Source organism: Stenotrophomonas sp. GD03958 (assembly GCF_029839005.1).
Lineage (GTDB): Bacteria > Pseudomonadota > Gammaproteobacteria > Xanthomonadales > Xanthomonadaceae > Stenotrophomonas > Stenotrophomonas hibiscicola.
Window position 1 is genome coordinate 1 of the sequence record NZ_JAOBZT010000017.1, and the last position, 15,917, is coordinate 15,917.

12 protein-coding genes are annotated in these 15,917 nt (G+C 68.2%); 10 read left to right on the plus strand and 2 right to left on the minus strand.

What is annotated here, in order from left to right; all coding sequences use genetic code 11:
- Positions 1 to 393 precede the first annotated feature (393 nt).
- Positions 394 to 1,008, plus strand: a complete 615-nt coding sequence (locus N5C25_RS07385) for a DUF938 domain-containing protein (protein WP_279936710.1) — start codon at positions 394 to 396, stop codon at positions 1,006 to 1,008.
- A 73-nt stretch (positions 1,009 to 1,081) separates the two neighbouring features.
- Here the strand turns inward: N5C25_RS07385 and N5C25_RS07390 are convergent, their stop codons facing one another.
- Positions 1,082 to 4,768 (minus strand): indolepyruvate ferredoxin oxidoreductase family protein, encoded by a 3,687-nt coding sequence (locus tag N5C25_RS07390; RefSeq protein ID WP_279936711.1) that lies wholly within the window; start codon positions 4,766 to 4,768, stop codon positions 1,082 to 1,084.
- Positions 4,769 to 4,939: 171 nt separating this feature from the next.
- Here N5C25_RS07390 and N5C25_RS07395 point away from each other — a divergent pair, with 171 nt between their 5' ends.
- Entirely contained in the window at positions 4,940 to 5,575 is a 636-nt protein-coding gene (locus tag N5C25_RS07395; RefSeq protein WP_019661950.1) for a hypothetical protein, read from the plus strand.
- Positions 5,576 to 5,948: 373 nt separating this feature from the next.
- Here the strand turns inward: N5C25_RS07395 and N5C25_RS07400 are convergent, their stop codons facing one another.
- Positions 5,949 to 7,433, minus strand: a complete 1,485-nt coding sequence (locus tag N5C25_RS07400; protein ID WP_019661949.1) for an AAA family ATPase — start codon at positions 7,431 to 7,433, stop codon at positions 5,949 to 5,951.
- 123 nt (positions 7,434 to 7,556) lie between these two features.
- Here N5C25_RS07400 and N5C25_RS07405 point away from each other — a divergent pair, with 123 nt between their 5' ends.
- From N5C25_RS07405 to N5C25_RS07440, 8 genes are all read left to right on the plus strand, one after another.
- Positions 7,557 to 8,186: a ParA family protein gene (locus N5C25_RS07405; RefSeq protein ID WP_010487235.1), complete on the plus strand. Its 630-nt coding sequence runs from the start codon at positions 7,557 to 7,559 to the stop codon at positions 8,184 to 8,186.
- Between the two features lie 49 nt (positions 8,187 to 8,235).
- Complete coding sequence (locus N5C25_RS07410; protein WP_019661948.1) at positions 8,236 to 8,712, plus strand: histidine phosphatase family protein; 477 nt, start codon at positions 8,236 to 8,238, stop codon at positions 8,710 to 8,712.
- A 4-nt stretch (positions 8,713 to 8,716) separates the two neighbouring features.
- On the plus strand, positions 8,717 to 9,343 hold the full coding sequence (locus N5C25_RS07415) for a YceI family protein (protein ID WP_019661947.1): 627 nt from the start codon (positions 8,717 to 8,719) through the stop codon (positions 9,341 to 9,343).
- Positions 9,340 to 11,391 carry a phospholipase D family protein gene (locus tag N5C25_RS07420; RefSeq protein WP_279936712.1) on the plus strand — a complete coding sequence of 684 codons (2,052 nt, stop codon included), beginning with the start codon at positions 9,340 to 9,342 and terminating at the stop codon, positions 11,389 to 11,391. The genes N5C25_RS07415 and N5C25_RS07420 overlap by 4 nt, the downstream gene beginning before the upstream one ends.
- 10 nt (positions 11,392 to 11,401) lie before the next feature.
- Positions 11,402 to 11,836 (plus strand): hotdog fold thioesterase, encoded by a 435-nt coding sequence (locus N5C25_RS07425; RefSeq protein WP_021204081.1) that lies wholly within the window; start codon positions 11,402 to 11,404, stop codon positions 11,834 to 11,836.
- A gap of 121 nt (positions 11,837 to 11,957) precedes the next feature.
- Entirely contained in the window at positions 11,958 to 12,749 is a 792-nt protein-coding gene (locus tag N5C25_RS07430; protein ID WP_279936713.1) for a lysophospholipid acyltransferase family protein, read from the plus strand.
- A 52-nt stretch (positions 12,750 to 12,801) separates the two neighbouring features.
- Positions 12,802 to 13,791, plus strand: a complete 990-nt coding sequence (locus tag N5C25_RS07435) for an alpha/beta fold hydrolase (protein ID WP_026347255.1) — start codon at positions 12,802 to 12,804, stop codon at positions 13,789 to 13,791.
- Between the two features lie 56 nt (positions 13,792 to 13,847).
- Positions 13,848 to 15,917: a tetratricopeptide repeat protein gene (locus N5C25_RS07440; protein WP_031270642.1), complete on the plus strand. Its 2,070-nt coding sequence runs from the start codon at positions 13,848 to 13,850 to the stop codon at positions 15,915 to 15,917.

Consider the following 15,917-nt stretch of genomic DNA (forward strand, 5'->3'; position numbering starts at 1 on the left):
CGCCCCGCATCTGACAGATTTCCTCGGCTGTTGGTAGGTGTCGACCTTGGTCGACACATCTGTCAGACATCGAAATGAATCTGGGGTCAGATCCGTTTCCACAGGAAAACGCATCTGACCCCAAGAGCCGTTCCAACAGACCGCAGGAAACTGTCGAAGGCGGGGGTGGGTCCGGTTGCGGGGGCGTGAGCGCCATGGATGGCGCGACCGAGCCTACAGGGACGTATTTACGGCGTCCCCCGCAATCGGACCCACCCCGCCAACCCACAGGAAGTCCGCTTTTGACGTTGCTTCGGCCTTTGCCGTTGCTCCTGCGGGTGCAGGGCTGCAAGCCCTGCCGAGCAACACCCCCTCGTGCACAATGGGGCCGATCCCGCCTGGACACCGTCCCTGATGTCGAGCAAGCCGTATTCAGAAGCCTGCGAGCGCAACCGCGAACCCATCGCCACCGCACTCGACCCGTGGATTGGCGACCGCCACCGGGTGCTGGAGATCGGCAGCGGCACCGGCCAGCATGCTGCCTTCTTTGCCGAGCGCTGGCCCTGGCTGCGCTGGCAGCCCAGTGATCATCCGGACCACCTGCCAGGCATCGAGGCATGGCGTGCCGAAACGGCATTGCTGAATCTGCTGCCGCCGATAGCGCTGCAGGTGGAACTGCCGCCAGCGCCCGGCCTGAACCTGGCACCGGGCAGTACGTTCGATGCCGCATTCAGCGCCAACACGCTGCACATCATGAGCTGGGAACACGTGCAGGCACTGTTCGCCGCGCTGCCACCGGTGCTGCGTCATGGTGCGGTGCTGGCGGTGTATGGCCCGTTCAACTACGGCGGCCGCTACACCAGCGACAGCAACGCGCAGTTCGATGCCTGGCTGAAGACACGTGATCCGCGCAGCGGCATCCGCGACAGCGAAGCGGTGCAGGCGCTGGCGGCCGACAACGGATTCACCCGGTTGGGCGATGTGGCGATGCCGGCCAACAACCGCCTGCTGCTGTGGCGGCTGGGCTGAACCGCCGGTAGTACCGGCCGCTGGCTGGCAACCGATTGCCAGGAGGGATGCCGGCCAGCGGCCGGCACTACCATCAGGCCACCTGCACGATATGCAGCGCCTTCGGATTGCGCCACTGCGCCAGCAGGGCCGCTTCGCGCGCCTTGGCCTGCTCGAAATGCGCTTCCTTGACGTGGCCGAAGCCGCGGATGTGTTCGGGAATGCTGGCGATCTCCACCGCCAGCGCCAGGCGGTCGTCATCCAGGCCATCCAGCAGCACCTGCACAGTGGCCTCGTAATCACTGATCAGCTTGCGCTCCATGCGCCGCTCTTCGGTGCGGCCGAACACGTCGAAGCGGCCGCCACGCAGGAACTTCAGCTTCGCCAGCAAGCCAAACGCCTTGAACATCCACGGGCCGTATTCCTTCTTCAGCAACCGGCCCTGCTCGTCCTTCCTGGCGAACAGCGGCGGCGCCAGGTGGAAGCGCAGCTGGTAGTCACCCTCGAACTGCTGCTGCAGACGGCGCTGGAAGTCACCGCTGGTGTACAGGCGGGCCACTTCGTACTCGTCCTTGTAGGCCATCAGCTTGAACAGGTAGCGGGCTACCGTCTCGGTCAACGCGGTGGAACCGCCGATGCGCTCGGCCTCGGTAGCGCGCACGCGTGCCACCAGATCACGGTAACGCGTGGCGTAGGCAGCATCCTGGTACTCGACCAGGAAGGCGGCGCGGCGCTCGATCATTTCATCCAGCGAGCGCGACAGGCGCGCGTCGTCCAGCGGCAGGAATGCCACGTCGCCACCGTGCGAGGGCAGGCCGCGCAGCTCGCGTTCGTCGCCGGTGTTGCGCGGTGCAGCGGTGGCGCCCCATTCGTTGCCCTCCCATTCGCCCGGCGGCAGCGGATGCAGCGGGCCCGGGGTGGATTCGGTATCGGTGTGGCGGTTGCGCACCAGGCCGGCGGCCTGCTGCACGGCCTGCGGATCGACCGCGGCCAGGCGGCCCCAGGCGAAGGCCTGCTGGTTCATGGCCACCGCAGCGCCATTGAGCTCGATGGCGCGCATCAGCGACTCGAACGACAGCGGCACCAGGCCCTGCTGCCAAGCGTAGCCGAGGATGAACAGATTGGCGGCGATGGCATCGCCCAGCAGCGCGGTGGCCAGCTGGGTGGCATCCAGCAGCAACGGCTCCTGGCCGCCCAGTGCCACACGCACACCGGCGATGATGTCGGCGGCGGGGAACTGCATGTCCGGGCGGGTGGTGAAGGTACCCGGCATCGCTTCGTAGGTGTTCAGCACCACCTGCGAACGGCCGGCACGCACCTTCGACAGCGCCCAGTAGTCGTTGACCACCACCATGTCGCAGCCCAGCACCAGGTCGGCTTCACCGGCGGCGATGCGCACGGCGTGGATGTCATCCGGGCGGCGTGCGATGCGGATGTGCGTGGTCACCGCGCCGCCCTTCTGCGCCAGGCCGGTCTGGTCGAGCACGGTCGCGCCCTTGCCCTCCAGGTGGCCGGCCATGCCCAGCAGCGCGCCAATGGTCACCACGCCGGTACCGCCGACGCCGGTGATAAGGATGTTCCAGGGCTGCTCAAGCGTGCCGCGGATCGTCGGCGCCGGCAGGTTGTCCAGCAGCGTGGAGGCATCGCGCTTGCTGCCCTTGCGCGGCTGGCCACCGTGCACGGTGACGAAGCTCGGGCAGAAGCCGTTCACGCAGGAATAGTCCTTGTTGCAGTTGGACTGGTCGATCTCGCGCTTGCGCCCGAACTCGGTTTCCTTCGGCAGCACCGACACGCAGAAGCTCTTCTTGCCGCAGTCGCCGCAGCCTTCGCAGACCAGCGAATTGATCAGCACCCGCTTCTGCGGATCTTCCAGCTTGCCGCGCTTGCGGCGGCGACGCTTCTCGGTGGCGCAGGTCTGTTCGTAGATCAGGATCGAAACACCCTTCACTTCGCGCAGGCGCTTCTGCACCTCCTCCAGTTCGCTGCGGTCGTGGAACTCCACGTCGCTGGGGAAGTGTTCGCGCTGGCCGGTCCACTTGCCGATGTTGTCCGACAGCACCATGATGGTGTGGATGCCTTCGGCGCGCATCTGCTTTGCGATGTCCGGCACGCTCAGCGGGCCGTCCACCGGCTGGCCGCCGGTCATCGCCACCGCATCGTTGTAGAGGATCTTGTAGGTGATGTTGACGCCGGCGGCGACCGCCTGGCGGATCGCCAGCGAGCCGCTGTGGAAATAGGTGCCGTCGCCCAGGTTCTGGAACACGTGCGGGGTATCGGTGAACGGCGCCTGCCCGGCCCAAGTCACGCCTTCGCCGCCCATGTGGGTGAAGGTGTCGGTGCTGCGGTCCATCCAGGTCACCATGTAATGGCAACCGATGCCGGCCAGTGCCCGCGAGCCTTCCGGCACCTGGGTGGAGGTGTTGTGTGGGCAACCGGAGCAGTAGTGCGGCACGCGCGGGAAGCTGGCGCGCGGCAACGCAAGCTCGGCTTCCTTCTGCTGCATCCACTGCAGGCGTTGTTCAATGGATTCGTTGTTGAAGAACTTCTGGATGCGGCGACCGATCACGCCGGCGATGGTGGCCGGGGTCAGTTCACCGGTGGACGGCAGGATCCATTCGCCGCTTTCGTCGTACTTGCCGACGATGGACGGGCGTTGGCCCCAGCTGGCCGGCCAGTTGAAGAACTGTTCCTTCATCTGGCGCTCGATGAAGGCGCGCTTCTCCTCCACCACGATGATGTCTTCCAGGCCCTGCGCGAAGCGCGCGATGCCCTGCGGTTCCAGCGGCCAGGTCATGCCGACCTTGTACACGCGGATGCCGATGTCAGCGCATGCGGCTTCATCCAGGCCAAGGTATTCCAGCGCCTGCAGCACGTCCAGGTAGCTCTTGCCGGTGGTGACGATGCCCAGCCGCGCGCGCGGCGCGTCCATCACCACCTTGTCGATGCCGTTGGCGCGGGCGAACGCCTGTGCGGCCTTCACCGCATAGCGGTGCAGGCGCATCTCCTGGTCCAGCGGCGGGTCCGGCCAGCGGATGTTGAGGCCACCCGGGGGCATTTCGAAGTCTCCCGGCAGCACGATGCGGCGCGCCATCGGATCGACCTGCACCGAGGCCGACGATTCCACCGTCTCGGCAATGGTCTTGAAGCCGACCCAGCGGCCGGTGTAACGGCTCATCGCCCAGCCCAGCAGGCCCATGTCGAGGATGTCCTGCACGCCGGCGGGGTTGAGAACCGGCATCATCGCGCTGACGAATTCGTCTTCGCTGCCGTGCGGCAGGGTCGAACTGCGGCAGGCATGGTCATCGGCGGCCAGCGCCAGCACGCCGCCGTAGCGCGAGGTGCCGGCGGCATTGGCATGCTTGAACACGTCGCCGCAGCGGTCCACGCCAGGGCCCTTGCCGTACCACATGCCGAACACGCCCTGCACGTTGGCGCCGGGGAACAGGTTGGTCTGCTGCGTGCCCCACACCATGGTGGCGCCCAGGTCCTCGTTCAGGCCCGGGGTGAACTTCACCTTCGCCGCTTCAAGATGCTTGCGCGCGCGCCACAGTTCCAGGTCGAAGCCACCCAGCGGGCTGCCACGATAGCCGCTGACGAAGCCGGCGCTGTCGATGCCTTCGGCGGCATCGCGCAGGCGCTGCATCAGCGGCAGCCGCACCAGCGCCTGCACGCCACTCAGGTAGATCCGCCCCTCGTTGCGGGTGTACTTGTGGTCGAGCGTGTAGTCACGGTCGAGCAGGTCGGCGGAAGAGGGCGAAGTGAGTTGCGCGGTACTGGTCATGGCTGGCCCGGTAGGATCGGCTGGCACCGGCCGCGTGCACGCACGCAGCGGGAAAGGCGCGAATTGTAGCAGCGGGGCCGCGCAGGCCCCGGCACTCGCGCCCACGGCGGTGCTGGGGTTAGGATCGGGGAGAGAGAGAGGGAGGCTGCAGTCGCGGCCTGGGGAGAAGGGATGTCAGTTCCAGGAAAGATCCTGGCCAGCGTGCTGCTGGCCTCGGGAGCGGCCACGGCGTGGGCCGCGCCGGCCATGCCGGCACCACAGGAGTTCTACTTCGACAATGACCCGGCGGCCACGCCGATGGTGGCGGTGCAGGGCGGGGGCGATGATCTGGTCGCCCAGCTGGTCAAGCTGCGTGAACGCGGCCGCCGTGCGGTCGAGGCCACGGTACAACTGGCCTCGGTGGCCGGTGCGCAGGGCCGTGGCGAGCTGGCCGAGCAGTTGTATGCCGAGGCGATGAAAGAGGCCCCGGCACAGAGCAGCAGTGGCCGCAGCGTTCGCTGGAACTACGGCTGGGACCTGCTGCGCCAGGGCAAGCCAGAGGCGGCGCTGGAACAGTGGCTGGCCTCGGCCGCCAATGCGCGTACCAAGCCGAGCTGGGTGCCGCCGACCTATGCGCTGGCATTGTGGCGGATGGGGCAGAAGCAGGAGGCGGTACAGTGGTATGCGGCTGCGGTACGCACCGAGCCGACGCAGTGGAATACCACGGCCAACTATGCGCAGCTGCTGCCGCAGTGGCGCGAGGATGAGCGTGCGTCGCTGGCCGAGGTGCAGCAGGCCTGGGCGGCCGCACCGCCTGCCTGGCCCTGAGGGAAGGGGTTTGGCCGGGTTGCACCCGGCACCCGCAGAGGCAACAGCCGAAGCAACAGCAACAGCGGGCAATCCGCGGGATGGCGGGGCGGTGTGGGTTGGCAGGACACGCCGTAAACCCCCAGACCGGCCCAGCCGCTGGCGGCTGTGCGTTCGGGCGCTTGCGAAGCAGTGCTTCGCAAGCAAAGCGCCCTCACCCATGGGGGCTCGATGGCGCCTTGCTCGTGTGCGCAGGAAAGCGCACGCGAGCAAGCGGCGACCGAGCTTACAGGGATGTACTTGCAGCGTCCCCTGCGCGGCCTACCCGCCCGGCCAACTGCGGCTGTTGCTTTCAGCGACCAGCCACGAGGGGCTGCGCCGTTCGCGGGAAACCTCAGTCGTCCGCGGAAACCGTCCGCCCCGATGCCCACGCCCGCAGCGCCTCGACCTGCTCGGCCATCAGCACCGACAGCGGCCGCGTGGCGCGGATCTCGTTCATCAGCAGCTCGGTGTCCAGCGGCCGGCCTTCGGCGTGCGCTGCATACAGCCCGGCCACGATCGCCTGCTCGATCTCCGCGCCGGAGAAACCATTGGCCGCGGCCGCCAGCGCCGGCAGCGCGAAGTCGTCGCCATTGAGCTGGCGCCGGCCCAGGTGCAGCCGCAGCAGTTCCACGCGCACGTCAGGCGAAGGCAGGTCAACGAAGAAGATCTCGTCGAAGCGGCCCTTGCGCAGCAGCTCGGCCGGCAGCTCGTGCACCTGGTTGGCGGTGGCGACGATGAACACCGGCGCCTTGCGCTCGGCCATCCAGGTCAGCAGGTAGCCGAGTACACGGCGTGATACGCCACCGTCCTCGCCGCCACTGGCCAAGCCCTTCTCGATCTCGTCCATCCACAGCACGCAGGGCGCCAGCTGCTCGGCCGAGGCCAGTGCCTGGCGCAGGTTGGCCTCGGTCTCGCCGTGGTACTTGTTGTACAGCGCGCCCACGTCCAGGCGCAGCAGCGGTACACCGAAGCCGGCGGCGGTGGCCTTGGCCAGCATCGACTTGCCGCAGCCCTGCACGCCCAGCAGCAGCATGCCGCGCGGCGGGTCCAGCCCGGCCGGCGCCGAGCCGGCGATGAAGGCCACGCGCCGCTGGTTGATCCAGCGCTTGAGCCGGTTGGCGCCGGCCACATCGCCGAAGCGCGCGCTGTCATGCTCGAAGAACAGGTGGCCGCTGCGGTTGAGCAGCTCGAACTTCAGCCGTGCCAGCTGCGGCAGGTCGTCGTCGCGCAGCGCGCCATCGGCGTAGATCAGCTGGCGCGCGATGCGCCGGGCATCGACCAGGCTCAGGCCCTGCAGGTTCTTCAGGATCTTCTTCACCGCCTCGCTGTCGACTTCGACCCGGCGGCCGCCGTGCTCGCGCGCATAGGCGTCGGCCTCTTCGCGCAGCATCTTCAACAGGGCGTTGGCATCGGGCAGGCGCGGGTTGAAGCGCACGGCCAACGCTTCCAGCTCGGCCGGCAGCTCCACCTTGGCACCGATCAGCACCAGCACATGCGGCTCGCTGTGGCGGCGCTGGATCAGGTCGCGCAGGGCGCGCTGGTGGCTGGCATAGCCCAGGTACGGGTGGAAATCGAGCAGCAGGTAGACCCCGCGCTGGTCGGCCTGGCGGATCATCTGCAGGGCCGCGCTGGCATCGGGTGGCCCGACCGGCGGGTCTTCACTGTCCAGGTCGATGCGGCGCAGGCCCTCGGTGATCGACCAGCGGTGCAGCGCCCGCCATACGTGCATCAGCGTCTGCCGGAACAGCTCGACGATGCGACCCTCGTCCTGGGTCTCGATCACGATCAGTGGGGTATTGGCGCGGATCAACGCGCTCAGGTCCTGCAGTTCGCTCATGCCGGTTCGATCCTTCGGGAGCGCCACGATAGCAAAGGCGATGGCCGCTGGTTCAGCACGACGCTACCTCCCGTCACCATCGCCGGTGTACGCTCGGGGAACGTACCCGGAAGCGAGGCTGGCATGAAGACGATCCTGGTGGCCGGTTCCAAGGGCGGGGTGGGCAAGACCACCGTCGCCACCCACCTGGCCGCGTACGCGGCATTGCAGGGCAAGGCCACGGTGATTGCCGATGCCGACCCGCAGGGCTCCAGCACCCGCTGGGCACAACGCCGTGCCGGGCTGGAAAGTGCGGTGCTGCCGATCGACGTATATCGGAAGAAGCAGTGGGCGCAGAAGCTGCCCGACGGTACCGACACCGTCATCATCGATGCGCCGGCCGGCGCCCTGGCCGACGATATTCCCCATTTCCTCGACGCTGCCGACGCGGTGGTGGTGCCGGTGCTGCCCTCGGCGCTGGATATCGAAGCCATCGTCGGTTTCCTCAACAGCCTGGCCCAGAACCCGCGCGTGCACAGCCGCAAGCTGCCAGTGGGTCTGGTGCTCAACCGTACCAAGCCTTGGACCCAGACCTCGCAGCAGGCGCTGCAGATGCTGGGTGAATGGCCGTACCCGGTGGTCGCGCAGCTGCGCGACAGCCAGAGCTATGTGGTCATGACCGGCCTTGGCCGCAGCCTGTTCGACTACCGCTCGGCCCAGGTGCGCGAGCACCAGGCCGATTGGGAGCCGCTGCTGTCCTGGCTGAAGCTTTGATGCCTGCATCACCCTTCCTGCTGCATCCTCTTCTTCATGGAAACCCGCGATGCGTGAATTGATCCTGCTGCGCCATGCCCACGCCGAGCCGGCGACCCCCGGCCAGGCCGACCTCGACCGGCCGTTGTCACCGGTGGGGCTGGCCGAAGCCGAAGCCGCCGGCAAGTGGCTGAAGGAGAACAACCTGCTGCCGGACTGCGTGCTGTGCTCGCCGGCGCGACGTACCCGTGAGACCCTGGAAGCGGTGATGACGGCCATCGGCTATGTCGAGAAGCGCCTGGAAGACCGGATCTACGAAGCCACCCCGGGCACCCTGGCGGCGCTGGTGGACGAGCGTCGCGACCTGGACCGGGTGCTGATCGTGGGCCACAACCCGGGGCTGGAGCAGCTGGTGGCCCTGATGACCGACGGCACCAGCAGCGACTACCGCGGCATGCCGCCGGCCGGCATTGCCGTGCTCGGCTTCCCGCGCGAGGCTTCGATCGAGCCGGGCGTGGCCAGCCTGAACGCGTTCTGGTGGCCGTGATCCAATGAGCCTGGCGCGGCGCAGCCGCTTTCTGCTGCCCGTGCTGCTGGCTTCCGGCGCGGCCTGGCCTGCCGCGCCTCCTCCGCCAACGCCAACGCCCCTGCCGCCGGTGGTCGCCGAAGCGCATCGGGTCCTGCGCCTGGACACCCAACGCTCGCAGATCGGTTTCGAGGTGCGCACCCGCTTCGGCCAGCGCATCGAAGGCGTGTTCCCGCACTTCGAGGGCCGCATCGAGATCCTCTCCGATGGCCGCCACCAGGTGCACCTCAAGATGTTCACGCGCTCGGTCGAGATCCCCGGCAAGGCGCGCTATACCGGCTGGATGCGCGGCGAGGAATTCTTCGACGCGGGCCGCCACCCGGTGGTCGAGTTCGACTCGCTGCCGTATTGGCCGGAGACCGTGGAAGAGGGGGGGGACATCAACGGCCGGCTGACCCTGCGCGGGGTCAGCCATCCCGAGAAGCTGAGGGTGGAGAAGGCGGAGTGCGCCCGACCCGGCTATGATTGTGACGTCGTCAGCCGCGGTACCGTGCAGCGAGGCCGGTATGGAATGGACAGCTGGCAGCTTGCCTTGAGTGATCGTGTGACCTTCGTATTGCGAGCGCGCCTGAGCGAGGCGCCGAAACCGTGAACCTCCTGCTGCGTGTACTGGCGCTGGCAACCGTGTTGCTGGGCAGCGGTTGTGCATCGCTGTCCAATACCCAGCGCGACCGCGCCGAAGCGATCGCCGTGCAGGCGCGCTCGACCCAGGTCGACTGCCAGCGCGCCGACCGCTGCGCACAGGACTCGCCGCTGCGGGCGCTGGCCGGCCGGGCGTTCACCGAATCCACCCCGGAGCAACCGCGCCACTACGCCACCCTGCTGGACGAGGGAGAAGGCGCCCTGGTGGCGCGGCTGAACCTGTTGCGCAGCGCCACCCGCAGCATCGACCTGCAGACCTACATCTTCGACAAGGACGACAGCGCCCGGCTGGTCATCGACGAACTGCTGGCTGCATCGCGGCGCGGGGTGAAGGTGCGGGTGCTGATCGACCAGCTCTCGGCGATCTCCGACCTGCAGATCCTCGGCGCGCTGTCCGGCGCCCACCAGAACTTCCAGCTGCGGGTCTACAACCCGACGTTCGGCAAGGCCCGGCTGAACTACTTCGACTATGCCGGCAGCGTGCTGTGCTGCTTCCGGCGCTTCAACCAGCGCATGCACAACAAGCTGCTGGTGATCGACGACGCAATCGGCGTGGTCGGAGGCCGCAACTACCAGGACGACTACTACGACTGGGACCGCGAGTACAACTTCCGCGACCGCGACGTGCTGATTGCCGGCCCCGAGGCGCGTGCGATGGCGGCCAACTTCGATGCCTTCTGGCGTGCCCAGCGCAGCGTGCCGGCCGAGCGCCTGAATGATGTCGGCCGCACCCTGCTGCGCGAGGGCGTGCCGGCGCTGCCCCCCGCCACGTTCCGCCGCCCGGAACGGGTGCAGCGGGTCAGTGCCGAGGCCAATGACATTGACTTCGTCACCCGTTCCTTCGTGGATACCGCGCTGCCAGTGGCCTCGGTGCGCTATGTCGCCGACCTGCCGCGCAAGCACCGGCGCGAGAAGGCCGATGCCCCGCTGGCCGGCCAGCACGTGACCGAGCCCCAGCTGGATGCACTCATTGCCGGTGCGCAGAAGGAAGTGATCCTGCAGACGCCGTACCTGGTGCTGTCCAAGCCGGCGCAGAAGCTGTTCCGCGAGCTGCGCAAGCGCCCGCAGCCACCGCGCGTGGTGGTGTCGAGCAACAGCCTGGCGGCCACCGACAACCCCATCGTGTATGCGCTGTCGTACAAGTACAAGCGGCGCAACATGCGCGAACTGGGCTTCAACATCTTCGAATACAAGCCGTTCCCGCTGGATGCGCCGGTTGATTACCGCAACCTGCTGCCCGACCCGATCGCCGCCCCCGGGGCAGACGACGACGGCGGCCGCAACCCGCTGATCGGCGGCAGCGCCGCCGGCAGCAATGCCGGGGGGGGCAGCGAGGGGGACCGGGCAACAACGCGCAGGCAGGCAGTGGTGAATCATCCGCGTACCGGCAGTGCCTACCAGAACGCGCGCGAACGCCGCCGCGCGGCCGGCAGCGAGGTGGAAACGCGCCTGCTGCGCACCGAAACGCGGCCCTCGTTCCTGGGCAGCAAGGCGGTCAACAAGCCATTGCCGGTCACCCGCAAGGGCGCGCGCATGGGCCTGCACGCCAAGTCGCTGGTGGTCGACCGCCGCATCGGCGTGGTCGGCACCCACAACTTCGATCCGCGCAGCGAGAACTACAACACCGAAGGCGCGGTGATCATCGATGATCCGGTGTTTGCCGAGCAGCTGGCCGAGAGCATCCTGCGCGATACCCATCCGCAGAACTCCTGGACGGTGGCGCCGCGGGCCAAGCCGCCGGTGCTGTCGGGGCTGAACTACAGCGTCGGCAAAGCCTCCGAAGCGCTGCCGATCCTCGACTTCTGGCCATGGCGCTATGCCACCGACTACGAGTTCAAGCCCGGCCCGGACTGCCCGCAGCCGCTGCCACGGCAGGACCCGGAGTTCCATCGCTGCTACGTTGCCGTCGGCGACTTCCCCGAAGTCAACGTCGGCCCGAAGTGGCTGCTGGTGCGCATGCTGACCGCATTCGGTGCCGGCCTCGTTCCCATTCTCTGAAGGTGACCGCATGACCCAGGTGTTCCGCGAAGCCGTTTCCCTCGAGCAGCTCAATGCGCTCAGCCGCAACACGGCGATCGAATCCCTGGGCATCGTCTTCAGCGCAGCGGGCGAAGACTGGCTGCAGGCCACCATGCCGGTGGACCAGCGCACCCGCCAGCCCTACGGCATCCTGCACGGCGGGGCCTCGGTGGTGCTGGCCGAGACGCTGGGCAGCAGCGCCGGCAACCTGTGCGTGGATACCGCAAAGCAGGTCTGCGTGGGCCTGGAGATCAATGCCAACCACGTGCGGGCGGTGCGCTCGGGGATTGTCACCGGCACCGCCCGCGCACTGCATGTGGGCCGCAGCACCCAGCTGTGGGAGATCCGCATCGAGGACGAGCAGGGTCGCCTGGTATGCATTTCGCGGCTGACCCTGGCGGTGGTGGCGGCCGGCCACGGTTGAGCCCCCGGTCGGGCGTGTTGACGACGGCAGAACCCAGCGTTCCCCACCGATTGCCCCGGTCAATGGCCGTTATGGCCTAAATCGGCTGGCAGCTGCTGCGACGCTCCGGTATCGTGCGCGGATGACTTCCCCCACTCCGGCCCCCCGTGGCGGCGTGGCGCGTGTGTGCCGTTACCTGTACCGCGTACCGCTGCTGTTGGTCCACATCGCCGTGTTCCTGCCGCTGATCCTGATCGGCATGCTTCCGCCGTGGGGCGAGCTGCGCGTGGGCGAGGATACCCTCGGGGCGAAGGTGGTGAACTGGTGGCAGGGGGGCCTGATGTGGATCTTCGGCTTCCGCCTGGTGCAGATGGGCGCGCCGCTGCCCGGTGCCGTGCTGTTCGTGGCCAACCATGTCAGCTGGGTGGACATCTGCATCCTGCACAGCCAGCGCATGATGGGCTTCGTCGCCAAGCGCGAAATCGCCAGCTGGCCCCTGGTCGGCTGGCTCGCTGCGCGCGGGCAGACCATCTTCCACCAGCGTGGCAACACCGAGTCGCTGGGCGGGGTGATGCAGGTGATGGCCGATCGCCTGCGTGGCGGCAAGGCAGTGGGCGTGTTCCCGGAAGGGCGCACCCGCGGTGGCCACGAAGTGGGGCCGTTCCATGCCCGCATCTTCCAGGCCGCGGTTGAAACCGGCGTTCCGGTGCAGCCGGTGGCGCTGGTCTATGGGCTCAAGGGTGACGCACAGACCATCGTGGCATTCGGCCCCGGCGAGAGCTTCTTCGCCAATTTCCTGCGCCTGCTCGGTGAGCCGGCGCGGCGTGCGGAAGTGCACTTCCTGGCACCGATCGGTGCACAGGACCTGGAAGGCCGTCGGCGCATCGCGGAGACCTCGCGCGCGCGCATCGTGGCGGCCATGAGCACCGGTTGAGGGCACGGTGGCCCTGGTTCCGCCACCTGTCCTGGACGCCGGTACGCCGACGCTGCATGCGGCTGACTACCAGCCGCCGCGCTGGCTGCGCAACCCGCACCTGCAGTCGATGCTCAGCTCCAGCCGCATGCGCCTGCAGCGCGGCCTGCTGCTGCTGGCGGCCACCGGCGCGGTCAGCGAAGAGCTGATCCTCGACGGCGGCGATGGCGTGCGCCTGCAGGGCTGGCACAGCCATGTCGAAGGCCGCGAACCCAAGGGCATGGCCCTGCTGCTGCATGGCTGGGAGGGCAGTGCCGAATCCAGCTACATGCGCATGGCGGCCGCGCGCATGATCGAACAGGGTTTCGATGTCGTGCGCCTGAACTTCCGCGACCACGGCAACACCCATCACCTGAACCCCGGCATCTTCCACTCCAACCTGATCGATGAAGTGGTGCATGCCGCAGGAGACATCGCCCAGCGCTGGCCGCAGCTGCCGCTGGTGGCGGCCGGCTACTCACTGGGCGGCAATTTCGTGCTGCGCCTGGCCCTGCGCGCGCCGGCCGCCGGCGTGCCGCTGCTGCGCGTGGCCTCGGTGTGCCCGGTGTTGGACCCGGGGCTGACCATGGAGAGCATCGAGAATGGTCCGGCAATGTACGATTGGTACTTCCGACGCAAATGGGCCGGCTCGCTGCGCCGCAAGCGCGATCTGTTCCCCGAGCTGAGCGACTGCGACGACCGCGTGTTGAAGCTGGATATCCGTGCGCTGACCGCCTGGTTGGTTGAACGGCATACCAGCTTTGGCTCGCTGCAGGCCTATTTCGATGGCTACTCGATTGCCGGTGACCGCCTGTCGGCCCTGCAGGTGCCGGCCGACATCCTGATGGCGCAGGACGACCCGGTGATTCCCTATGCGACCTTCAGCGACTGGCAGCTGCCGCGCCACGCGCGCCTGGAGACCGCCTGCTGGGGAGGCCACTGCGGTTTCCTGGAAAACTGGCGGGGCGACGGCTTCTCCGAACGGTGGGTGGCGCAGCGCCTGCAGCGGGTGCTGGCGGGCTGAACCGGCACCGGCGCGTGGACCGCTACAATGCGGGTTTGCACTCGAACCGGACCGCCATGCAAGACCAGATCATCCAAGCGTTGCGCCAGAACCAGGCCGACCAGGCCGTGCAGCTGGCCCAGGCGTGGACCCGTGACGAACCCGGCCAGGCCGGGGCCCACCGCTGGCTGGCGCTTGCGCTGCAGCAGCAGGGCAAGGCCGAAGATGCCATGGAGGCCCTGCAGCAGGCATTGCAGCTGGCCCCCGATGATGCCCAGCTGCACCTGCAGCACGCTGGCCTGCTGCTTGCCCTGCGCCAGTACCAGGGCGCGGACGAGGCACTGGCGCGCACCACCGGCCTCGACCCGAATTCCTTCGCCGCCTACCTGATGCAGGCGCACCTGGCGGTTGGCCGCAATGACTTCGACGAGGCACAACGCCTGTCCACCCTGGCCTCGCGCGTGGAGCCGGACCACCCCGAGCTGCTGACCATCGACGGCATGATCGCGCTGCGCCGCGATGACCCGGACCGTGCGCTGGTGCTGCTGTCGGCAGCCAACAAGGCCCAGCCGAATGACACCCGCGTGCTCTATGCGCTGGGCTTTGCCTACCTTGGCAAGGACATGCTGGCATTCGCCGAGCAGGCGTTCCGCCGCGTGCTGGAACTGAACCCGGCCATCAGCTCGCTGCATGGCCTTGTGGTGCAGCTGGCGCTGCGCCAAGGCAACGTGCCGGCGGCGGCCGAAGCCATGGAGGTGGCCCTGCGGCAGCCGGAGCTGGACGTGCCGGCGATGCGGCGCCTGGCCGGTGAGCTGGCGTTGCGCAACGGCCAGCCGCTGCAGGCGCTGGACCATCTGCTGCCCTTGCTGGAAGCGATCCCCGATGACCGCCAGCTGCTGCAGCTGCTGCTGATGTCCTGGCAGCGCCTTGGCCGCGAAGACGAGGCGCGTGCACGCCTCGACGCTGCCCTGGAGCAGCACCCGCAGCTGCATGATCTGTGGCTGGCGCGCCTGGCCGTGGAAGAAGTTGGCAGCCCCGCTGCCGCGGCGACCGTTGAACGCTGGATGGACGCCATGCCGGGCCACCTGCCGGCGCTGGAAGCACGCCTGCGCCTGCACGACATGGTGGGCGAGCACGAGCAGGCCGAAGCCATTGCCGAGCGTATCGTCAGCATTGAACCGGGCCGTGTCAGTGGCGAAACCCGCCTGGTTGAAGGGTTGCTGCAGCGTGATCCGCCTGCTGCAGTGGCCCGCGTGCAGGCGCTGGTCGAGCAGGCGCCGGAAGCGCATCGCGCCGATCTGCGCACCTGGATGGGCGAGATCCAGGACCGTGCCGGCCAGCCGCAGGAGGCCCTGCGTACCTGGCTGTCGCTGCAGGCCGACCAGGCCCCGCAACGCCTGCCGCTGCCACCGCAGGCCAAGTCTCCGCCAAGCTGGCCGGAGAAGGGTGAGATTGACGGCAACACCAGTTCCGCGCCGATCTTCCTCTGGGGCGCGCCGGGCTCGGGCGTGGAGCGCGTGGCGACCGGCCTGGCGGCCGCCAGCCCGGTGCTGCGCAGCGACCGCTACACCAGCAACCCGCCCGACGATGCGTTCCAGAACTACAACACGCTGCAGGATCTCGCTTCGGGCGTACTGACGCCGGAGCGGCTGGTGCAGCGTTGGCGCGAACAGCTGCCGGCGCGTGGCCTGCAGAGCGATACCGTCATCGACTGGCTGCTGTGGTGGGACAACGCCCTGCTGTGGGCGTTGCGCCCGCAGCTGCCGCAGGGGCGACTGGTGCTGGTGCTGCGTGATCCGCGCGACATGCTGCTGGACTGGGTGGCCTACGGTGCCGCCGCGCCGCTGGCGATGACCTCGCTGGCCGAAGCCAGTGAATGGCTGACCCGCGCGCTGAACCAGATTGCCACGCTGCATGAGGACGACCTGTACCCCCACGTGCTGCTGCGCATCGACCAGGTCGGCAACGATCCGCAGGCGATGGCCGAACTGCTGGGCCGCCTGTTCGAGCGGCCGATGCCGCCGGCGGCGCAGTTGGGCGCGCCGCGCTTCCCGCCCGGCCACTGGCGCAACTACCGCGACGTGATGAGCGCCGCCTTCGCCCAGCTCACCCCGGTTGCGGTGCGCCTGGGTTACCCGGAAGAGTGA

Coding starts and splice junctions, on each gene's coding strand:
- N5C25_RS07415 (WP_019661947.1), top strand. CDS start 8,717: ATGAGCCTGGCGCGGCGCAGCCGCTTTCTGCTGCCCGTGCTGCTGGCT.
- N5C25_RS07430 (WP_279936713.1), top strand. CDS start 11,958: ATGACTTCCCCCACTCCGGCCCCCCGTGGCGGCGTGGCGCGTGTGTGC.
- N5C25_RS07410 (WP_019661948.1), top strand. CDS start 8,236: ATGCGTGAATTGATCCTGCTGCGCCATGCCCACGCCGAGCCGGCGACC.
- N5C25_RS07440 (WP_031270642.1), top strand. CDS start 13,848: ATGCAAGACCAGATCATCCAAGCGTTGCGCCAGAACCAGGCCGACCAG.
- N5C25_RS07425 (WP_021204081.1), top strand. CDS start 11,402: ATGACCCAGGTGTTCCGCGAAGCCGTTTCCCTCGAGCAGCTCAATGCG.
- N5C25_RS07400 (WP_019661949.1), bottom strand. CDS start 7,433: ATGAGCGAACTGCAGGACCTGAGCGCGTTGATCCGCGCCAATACCCCA.
- N5C25_RS07390 (WP_279936711.1), bottom strand. CDS start 4,768: ATGACCAGTACCGCGCAACTCACTTCGCCCTCTTCCGCCGACCTGCTC.
- N5C25_RS07385 (WP_279936710.1), top strand. CDS start 394: ATGTCGAGCAAGCCGTATTCAGAAGCCTGCGAGCGCAACCGCGAACCC.
- N5C25_RS07395 (WP_019661950.1), top strand. CDS start 4,940: ATGTCAGTTCCAGGAAAGATCCTGGCCAGCGTGCTGCTGGCCTCGGGA.
- N5C25_RS07405 (WP_010487235.1), top strand. CDS start 7,557: ATGAAGACGATCCTGGTGGCCGGTTCCAAGGGCGGGGTGGGCAAGACC.